This is a genomic window from uncultured Flavobacterium sp., assembly GCF_937967675.1.
In the GTDB taxonomy this organism is placed as follows: Bacteria; Bacteroidota; Bacteroidia; order Flavobacteriales; family Flavobacteriaceae; genus Flavobacterium.
In genome coordinates, this window is record NZ_CALBSN010000116.1 from 1 (window position 1) to 8,630 (window position 8,630).

The following is an 8,630-nucleotide window of genomic DNA, read 5'->3' on the forward strand; positions in this document are numbered from 1 at the left end:
TTTTACTATTTTTGTTAAAAAGATTGTGAGTTTTTTCACAGTCTGACGTTATGCATCATGCAAAAGACAAAGTATAAATAACTAATGAATACAACAAATACAATGAAGATGAAAAAAGAAATCCGAAAATTAAATTTAAGCATTATTGGACTTTCAATATTTGCTTTAATAATTTATTCTAATAATTGCGAAGCACAAGTTGCTACAATTACTGTAAACAACATTAACACCAACGTTATGACCAATACAAAATTGTTGTTTGGAATCACATTTGATTCAAGGACAAGTTTAACAGGAAATGGTAGTAATGGTCAAATAGGTTATTACAATGCAAATGCAACAATAATTCCTGAAGTAGATGCTTTATTCAATGATTTTCCTTACACAACTATTCGATATCCGGCAAATGGTATTGCGGTAGGGTTTGAATGGAAAAAATCTATTGATACTCTTGGACAGATTGGCCCTAGACCAAATCAGGATATAATGGGTAGTTTGGGATCGCCCCAGCCCGTAAATTTCGGATTCGATGAATTTATGGCTATGTGTGAAGCGAAGGGTTTAACCGGTGCCGATATCCAAATAATGGTGCCTATTTATGACGAAAGTAATACGAATCTTAACACTACTCAAGCTGCAGGAGCAATTCCAAATATGATTGCAAGCAATGCAGACTGGGTAGAGTATTGCAATAGTCCTAATGACGGTAATCATCCTTGGGCTGCCTTGCGAGCAGCCAATGGTCACCCCCAGCCTTATAATATTAGAATATGGAATATAGGCAACGAACCATGGTCCCAAAATGAATATGGAGCAAGCAGTATAAACTGCAATACATATTTAAGTGATGTAACGCCCATTATTGATGCCATGCTAGCTGTTGATCCAACGATAAAAATAACACTTCCAACACAGGGAAATGGTGCAGCAGGAACATGGGCAAATGCAATCTTGAATTCCCAATTAGCACAACAAGGAAAGATATATGCTCTATCTCAGCACTTTTTTGGCGATGAAGATCTGACCACCAATTCTCCAAATATCCATTCAGTTAACACACAAATCAATGCCCTAGTTAATGCTGCCGCAAGTAGTAATATAAAAGTATTTATTGGCGATTATGCGCACGCCATCAATCCGCAGATTGGATCTACTCTCGCCCAGCAAAATTTGGCTATGCAATGGGAAGGAGCCGTTTTTGAAGCCGATGCATTATTGATGCTTTCTCAAAAGTCCACGATAGAAAGGGCAAACTTTTGGGCATATGGCAATGCATTAGCCCAATGGCACCCGATTAGAAAAAACGGGCCGTCAAACTACACCTTGCTACCTGGTGCCCAAATTTACAAAATACTGAAACCGATTTTTTTAGATAACTCAATTCAAATAACAACTACTTCTCCTACTGCTAGTGATGGAATTCCTTATTCAATTCGCTCAAATGCATTCATATCAAATGACCTGAATCACATCAATATTGTGGCAGTAAATCGAGATAGAGTTAATAGTGTGCCATTACAAGTCAACGGTGTTAATGGTTACATACTCACAAATTCCCGGCTTCTATCTGCAGCATCAAATACATCAGAAACAATTGTTGAGACTATTCCTGCAACTGATAATTCTGGAAATTACATAATGCCGCCTATGAGTTTATTAATATTAGAATACACTAATACGACAACTGGGCTTGATGATATAAATTTTAACAATTCAGTATTTCAACTATTCCCGAATCCCGCTGATAACGTTTTACATTTTTCAGAGCCACTTAATAATATTGAAGTATTTAACTCTAGTGGTCAAAAAGTGATAAGCAAAATGGAGTGTGTAGATAATATATCGGTAGAACAACTTACTCCAGGTATTTATTTTATTAAGTCAGACAAATTATTAGCAAAATTTATTGTAAAAACTAAAAAGTGAATAGAACGAGAAATAATTGCACGAATGCATAACAGCGGTTTGGCAAAAAAGCGGGTTCATTGTTTAAATGAAGCTTTGAGCTTCGTGTCAAACTCAGTGCTGGCAGACAGTTTAGTGCTTCGAAATCCGCTTCTTCGCCAAGCCGCAAACCGTTACCTGCTATGTTAAAAAAAAATCGTGCTAAAAACGACATCTTTTGACATAGCAAACAATTAATTTTGAAGAAATTAAAACAAACATAATATAATCAATGAGAAAAATTTATTTATTCCTTATTCTATTTTGTAGTATCAATATTTACTCAAATGATACAATAACAGCCATTTCAACCAAAAACCTAAACTTAAGAGCAAATCCAAATGTAGATTCAAAAGTAATTTCTGAAATAACTTTAAATGACACTTTATTAATTACAGAAACAGAAAATGGCTGGAGTAAAGCAATTTATAAAGACTCATTAAGTGGATATGTTAAAAATGAATTTGTAAAAGAAATTACAAGTGAAAAAGAAACTATAAAACTTCTTCTTTTAAAGAAGCTTTTGAAAAGTTATTTTTTAATTGCTTTGCTTTTTGTTTCTGCAATTTGTTTTGGACTACTTTATCTTTTAAAAAACAAATTGGTTCAATTAGACATTATAGGTAATTTTTCATTAGTTATTAAATCTTTTTTAATTGGCTTTATAATAACAATTATTGGAACTTTATACTATTTCTATGATTTATTCTCATTTTTCAAAATCGTTGGAATTGGAATTTTACTAATAATCTTATACTACAGAATATCTTTCATTTTTAAAATTGAAAAGCAAATAAAAGATGATAAATTAATTTTAAATAACAATTCAAAAGAAAACATTAAAAATATTTCAAAAGAAATTGTTAGAGAACAAATTACAAATGAAAATAACAAATTAGCAGAAACTGAACGTAATTTAGACAATGCAATTAGTAAAACAAATGAAATAAAAAGACAACAATTTAATCTGATAAAAGAAAAATTAATTGAGTTATATGGTTCTGAAAACACAAACGAATTAATAAATAATGAAAAACCTTTTGTTGGTTTACATAAAGTTTTCCTTGACTACTTTATTGGAAATCCTGAAAAAATAAATGAAAGTTCTGACGCAGATAATAAATGGGAAACATATTTTTATGATAAAATAAACAATCGTGGTAATGATGGTACATATAGATTAAAAATAAACATCCAAAACGATTTAGTTACAAGTTTTCAAATAAGATAAAAACAATGGAAAAAATACAACAAATAGTAGATTTATTAGACCAACATATTGACGATATTGATTTTGCAAAATCAAATATTTCAAAAATTGAAAATGAAATAGAAAGAAAAAAGAATAATATTTGGCGAGCATCTGAACTTGAAAAGTCAATTAAGAAAAACGAAAGAAATGTTTACCTTGAGTTTCTTTACTCCTTTATAATAATTGGTTTAATCCTATATTTAATATTCTAATGAAATTCCTAAAATTTACTTGTTTATTATTGTTGCTTTTATCAACTCAATTTGCTTTTTCACAAACTTATATTGTAAAACCAAAAACTTTAAATGTAAGAGCAGAAAGAAACACAAATTCTGATGTAATCGCAAAAATTTATGAAAACGATACAATTAGAGCGATTTCAGTTGAAGGCGATTGGATTAAAATTAGCATTTCAGAAAAACAAGGTTTTGTAAAAAAAAGTTTTTTGGAAGAAATCAATCTAAATGAACCTACAACAAAAAGTGGTTTCAAATATGGTTTTAAAAAGGCTTTTTCAACTTCATTTATTATTACACTTATTTTGCTATTAGGATATAGAAGTTTTAAAGGAAGAGTTAAAGATGGTAGACGTTCTAAAGGTTATCGTGAATATGATATAACTTTTAAAGATTATATTATAGATGGCATTTATGCACTTATAATAAGTTTAGTTATAGCTTTGATAGCTGGAATTTTAGCTTGGATAAAAACATTTTAATATGAATTTAATAAAATCTAAATCTTCAATAATTGCTCTATTTTTTAATGGGCAATTAGCTCATATTATTAACCCTTGGGTTTTATCCGTAGATTACGAAAATGAAACTATTACTGTAGAAAAAAGGAATTGGTATTTCATTGGAATAAACAAAAATATCATTGCTTTTAGATTTATAAGAAACATAAGAGTTGACGAACATCTTTTTGGAGCAAATATTAGTATAAAAGCAACTGGCGGTTGGGTTGAAGCCAAATATTTATCAAAAAATGATGCTGAAACATTCAAAAATTCCCTTTTTGAATACAACAAAGGCAGAAATAACTATATAATTTTTTCATAAATGAAACCAAATCTATTCAATTTTGCAACTAAAGAACTTTCACAAGATGCTTTTTTTACTTGGTTTTTAAATTGGGCGAATAATGAATTGAATGAACTAAACCCAAGTCTTAATGAAACTGCAAAAGATTTTATAAAAACACTTATAGGTGTTCCTAATAATTACATTATTACAAAAGTTATTGCTGGCAGACAATGGAACAATATTGATATTTGGGCAGAAGTTAATGATGAATATTTTATTGGCATTGAGGATAAAACAAACACTGGAGAGCATTCTAACCAGTTAGAACGCTACAAGGAAATTGTAACAAAACACTACAAGGACAAACCTCACAAAACTATTTTTATATACTTAAAAACAGGAAATGAAAGCTTGTCTACATTGAATTTAATAAAACAAAAAGGCTACAAATCAATAGACAGAAAAGCAATTTTAGACATTTTTAATAAACGACAAATTAATAGTGAAATATTTAATGATTTTAAGGAATACCTAACAGAAATTGAAAATTCTACAAATTCATTTAACAAATTCCACAAAATAACTTCTGATTGGAAAGCAAGTGAAGGTTTTTATTTAAAACTCCAAGAGAATATAGATGAATGGACAGACTGGAGATATGTTGCAAACCAAATGGGTGGATTTTTAGGTTTTTGGTATCATTGGAAAGGAACAAAAGAAATTTCTGAAATTTATATTCAAATTGAAAATGCTTTTAATAATGGCATTAAATTGGTAATTAAAATAGCTGGTTGGGAGCAAAAAACTCATATTCTTTATCATACCTTAAATGAGTTAAAACCTTTTGCTGAAAGAAACAATATTATAATTAACAAACCTGACAAATATAGAGCTGGAAATACTTCAACTTTAGCTGTGGTTCAAAACGCTTTCCAAACTGATGATGATGGAAATTTTGACTTTGAATTATTTTTAGTAACATTGAGAAATTTAGAAAAAACGATTGATGAATATTGTTGTAACAAAAAAACACAGCAGGTAACACAGGTTTTGCAAGATTGCGGGAATTAGGCTTAATTTAAAGTCAGTTTTGTATCTTTGAGTTAAGGTTTAACCGAAAGTTTCGGTTTCTTTAGTCCGCAACCTCGCAAAGCCTGGGAACGTTAGGCGTCATTGTAGCGAACCGCAAAACCGACAGACAAACCGACAAATAATAGAAATAAAAAAACTAAATTTGCGACATTAACGAATTGACAAAATAATGGCGAAGAAAGAAATATTGACAGATTTATGGGTTTATGAATTGCTTAAAGAAGCAAATATCGACTTACACCCACAAGGAAGCAACATAAAAGACATTGACAACGCTTTAAAATCGGCATCAAAAGCTGGAACTGGAAAAGTTGGTTTTCCTGAATATAGCGGAATTGTTAAAGACTTCGTTTTAGTTATTGAAAACAAAGCAGATGTTTCATTTCATATAAAGCGAAATGATAAAGATGTAATTTGTAATGAAATTGCAAACGTAAAAAATTATGCTGTAAATGGAGCTTTGTTTTATGGCAAACATTTAGCAAAAAATACAAATTATAAAAAATTCATTGTTTTCGGAGTTTCAGGTAACGAAAAAAGGCACAAAATTTCACCAATCTTTATTGATGAAAGAGGAGGTTACAAAGAACTTGAAGATGTTGAAACGTTTACACTTTTCAATGAAAAAAACATTGATGAATACTACACAAAAAATATTTTAAAAGAACAAACACCTGAAGAAAAAACAGCAGAAGAAATCCTAAAAGACGCAAAAAATCTTCACGAAGATTTAAGAAATTATGGCAGTATTCAAGATAAGGATAAACCCTTAATTGTTTCTGGTATTCTTTTGGCTTTGCGTGAAATGGAACATAAAGGTTTCAGTATTGAAAGTTTAATTGGAGACGAAACAAACACAGATGGCGAAAAAATTTATGAAGCCATTGAAAAGAATTTAAAAAGGTCAAATGTTTCTCCTCAAGTAAAAAAAGAAAAATTATTAAGTCAGTTTTTAGTCATAAAAGACACAAAAGCAATTAATGAAATAAACGAAGGATTAAAAAAAACACCTTTAAAACACTTTACAGAATTCTTATACGAAAACATTTATAAAAACATAAAACAAATACAATCTTCGGAAGATTATTTAGGTAGATTTTATGGAGAGTTTATGTCTTATTCAGGTGGTGACGGTCAATCTTTAGGAATTGTTTTAACTCCAAAACACATAACAGAATTATTTTGTGATTTAGTAGAATTAAAACCAACTGATTCAGTTTTAGATCCTTGTTGTGGGACAGCAGGATTTTTAATTGCTGCTATGCACGATATGTTGCAAAAAACAGATAATCCCGAAGCACAAAGAAATATCAGAAAAAACCAATTACACGGTTTAGAATTACAACCTTATATGTTTACCATTGCAACAACTAATATGATTTTGCGTGGCGATGGAAAAAGTAATTTGGAGCAAGAAGATTTTTTAAAATACAATCCATCACAATTACAAGAAAAAAGTTGTACCGTTGGAATGATGAATCCACCCTATTCTATGGGTAGTAAAAATAATCCAAGTTTATACGAGATTAATTTTACAGAACATCTTTTAAATTCAGTTGTGCAAGATGGTAAAGTTGTTGTAATTGTTCCACAATCTACAATGGTAGGAAAAACCAAAGAAGAACAAGCAATAAAAGAAAATATTTTAAAGTATCATACATTAGAAGGAGTTATTACACTTAGTAAAACAACATTTTATGGTGTTGGAACAAATCCTTGTATTGCAGTTTTTACAACAGGAGTTCCGCATTATAAAAACAAAAAAGTAAAGTTTATTAATTTTGAAAAAGATGGTTTTGAAGTTCAAAAGCATAGAGGACTTATTGAAACAATTGAAGCGAAAGACAAAAAACAACATTTACTTGACGTTTGGTTTGACCGAATTGAAGCCGAAACAAAATTTTGTGTTAGCACAAATATTGAATCAGAAGACGAATGGTTACATTCATTTTACTATTTCAATGATGAAATTCCAGAAATTGAAGACTTTGAAAAAACTATTGCTGATTATCTGACCTTTGAATTTAATATGATAATGCAGGACAGAGAATATTTATTTGAACCTCAAAAAACCAACTAAAATGAATTTGGATAATATTGAATGGGGTGTATTTGAAATTGGTAAGATTTTCTCAATCGAAAATTGCAAATGCTCTAATGTATCTTTATTAGAAAATGGTAATATTCCTTATGTTGGTGCAACCAATAGAAATAATGGAGTTTTGAAGTTTGTAAAACCAGATAAAAAATTAATCACAAAAGGAAATTGTATTGCTTTTATTTGTGACGGAGAAGGTTCTGTTGGTTATTCAATATATAAAAGTGAGGATTTTATAGGCTCTACAACTGTAAAAGTTGGCAGAAATAATAACTTAAATAAATATACAGCTTCATTTATAATAACAATTGCAGATACCGTAAGAAGTAAATATAATTTTGGCTTTAAAAGAAATGAAACTCATTTAAAAAAGGAAAGAATATTGCTTCCCATAAACATTAAGAAAGAACCTGACTTTGCATTTATGGAGAATTATATGCGACAAAAAGAAAATGAAAAAATCGCAAAATTCCAAAAACATATTTCTACGAGAATTGAACAAATAAAGGATTTCAAAGAGGTTGAAACTCTTGATAAAAAAGAGTTTGGAGAGTTTGAGATTGGCAAATTATTCAAATTATTCCCTGGTAAATCGAAAGGCTTAAACCATTTAGAAAAGAATAATTCAGGTATTAATTATTTGGGAGCTACTAACACAAACAATGGCGTTTTAGCTTATGTTAATAGTAATGGTAATGAAAAAATGATACAAAAAGGAAACTCTATTGCATTTATCCGAAATGGAGAAGGTTCAATGGGATTTTCAATTTACAAAGCAGAAGATTTCATCGCAACTTCTGACATTTCAGTTGGCTATTCTGAAAAGCTAAATAGAGAAATTGGTCTATTTATTACAACAGTTGCTGACCGAATTAGAGGCAAATATAATTTTGGCTACAAACGAAGCGACACAAGATTAAAAAAAGAAAAATTAAAATTACCAATAGACGAAAAAGGACAGCCAGACTATGTATATATGGAAAACTTTATCAAGAAAATAGAATTCGAAAAACTTACAAAATACATCGAAAGAAAAACAACGAACGCCTAACAGCAGTTTGGCAAAATGGCGGGTTCAGTGCTAAATCGAACATTCGGAATTCTAATAAATTTTAGTACTAAATTGAAAGTAAGTGCTTCTAAATCCGCCACTTCGCCAAGCTGCAAAACGTCAGGCTGTGAAAAAACTCTCATTTCTTCTAAAAACTCTTATTTCACA

General features: G+C 29.9%; 8 protein-coding genes. All 8 read left to right on the top strand.

The window, feature by feature from the left end; genetic code table 11:
* Positions 1–108: 108 nt before the first annotated feature.
* The 8 genes from Q0075_RS07765 to Q0075_RS07800 all read left to right on the top strand — a co-directional run bounded on the left by Q0075_RS07765 (position 109) and on the right by Q0075_RS07800 (position 8,462).
* Positions 109–1,926: a T9SS type A sorting domain-containing protein gene (locus Q0075_RS07765; RefSeq protein ID WP_297869019.1), complete on the top strand. Its 1,818-nt coding sequence runs from the start codon at positions 109–111 to the stop codon at positions 1,924–1,926.
* Positions 1,927–2,176: 250 nt separating this feature from the next.
* A complete protein-coding gene (locus Q0075_RS07770) occupies positions 2,177–3,175 on the top strand; it encodes an SH3 domain-containing protein (RefSeq protein WP_297869020.1) in 999 nt (332 codons plus the stop codon).
* A gap of 5 nt (positions 3,176–3,180) precedes the next feature.
* Positions 3,181–3,408, top strand: a complete 228-nt coding sequence (locus Q0075_RS07775; protein ID WP_297869021.1) for a hypothetical protein — start codon at positions 3,181–3,183, stop codon at positions 3,406–3,408.
* Positions 3,408–3,914, top strand: coding sequence for an SH3 domain-containing protein (locus tag Q0075_RS07780; protein WP_297869022.1), 507 nt, complete (start codon positions 3,408–3,410; stop codon positions 3,912–3,914). The genes Q0075_RS07775 and Q0075_RS07780 overlap by 1 nt, the downstream gene beginning before the upstream one ends.
* A 1-nt stretch (position 3,915) precedes the next feature.
* Complete coding sequence (locus tag Q0075_RS07785; RefSeq protein ID WP_297869023.1) at positions 3,916–4,257, top strand: hypothetical protein; 342 nt, start codon at positions 3,916–3,918, stop codon at positions 4,255–4,257.
* Complete coding sequence (locus Q0075_RS07790; RefSeq protein ID WP_297869024.1) at positions 4,258–5,292, top strand: PD-(D/E)XK nuclease family protein; 1,035 nt, start codon at positions 4,258–4,260, stop codon at positions 5,290–5,292.
* Positions 5,293–5,482: 190 nt separating this feature from the next.
* A complete protein-coding gene (locus Q0075_RS07795; RefSeq protein ID WP_297869025.1) occupies positions 5,483–7,393 on the top strand; it encodes an N-6 DNA methylase in 1,911 nt (636 codons plus the stop codon).
* Position 7,394: 1 nt separating this feature from the next.
* Complete coding sequence (locus tag Q0075_RS07800; RefSeq protein WP_297869026.1) at positions 7,395–8,462, top strand: restriction endonuclease subunit S; 1,068 nt, start codon at positions 7,395–7,397, stop codon at positions 8,460–8,462.
* Positions 8,463–8,630: the final 168 nt, after the last annotated feature.

Coding starts and splice junctions, on each gene's coding strand:
- Q0075_RS07765 (WP_297869019.1), top strand. CDS start 109: ATGAAAAAAGAAATCCGAAAATTAAATTTAAGCATTATTGGACTTTCA.
- Q0075_RS07770 (WP_297869020.1), top strand. CDS start 2,177: ATGAGAAAAATTTATTTATTCCTTATTCTATTTTGTAGTATCAATATT.
- Q0075_RS07775 (WP_297869021.1), top strand. CDS start 3,181: ATGGAAAAAATACAACAAATAGTAGATTTATTAGACCAACATATTGAC.
- Q0075_RS07780 (WP_297869022.1), top strand. CDS start 3,408: ATGAAATTCCTAAAATTTACTTGTTTATTATTGTTGCTTTTATCAACT.
- Q0075_RS07785 (WP_297869023.1), top strand. CDS start 3,916: ATGAATTTAATAAAATCTAAATCTTCAATAATTGCTCTATTTTTTAAT.
- Q0075_RS07790 (WP_297869024.1), top strand. CDS start 4,258: ATGAAACCAAATCTATTCAATTTTGCAACTAAAGAACTTTCACAAGAT.
- Q0075_RS07795 (WP_297869025.1), top strand. CDS start 5,483: ATGGCGAAGAAAGAAATATTGACAGATTTATGGGTTTATGAATTGCTT.
- Q0075_RS07800 (WP_297869026.1), top strand. CDS start 7,395: ATGAATTTGGATAATATTGAATGGGGTGTATTTGAAATTGGTAAGATT.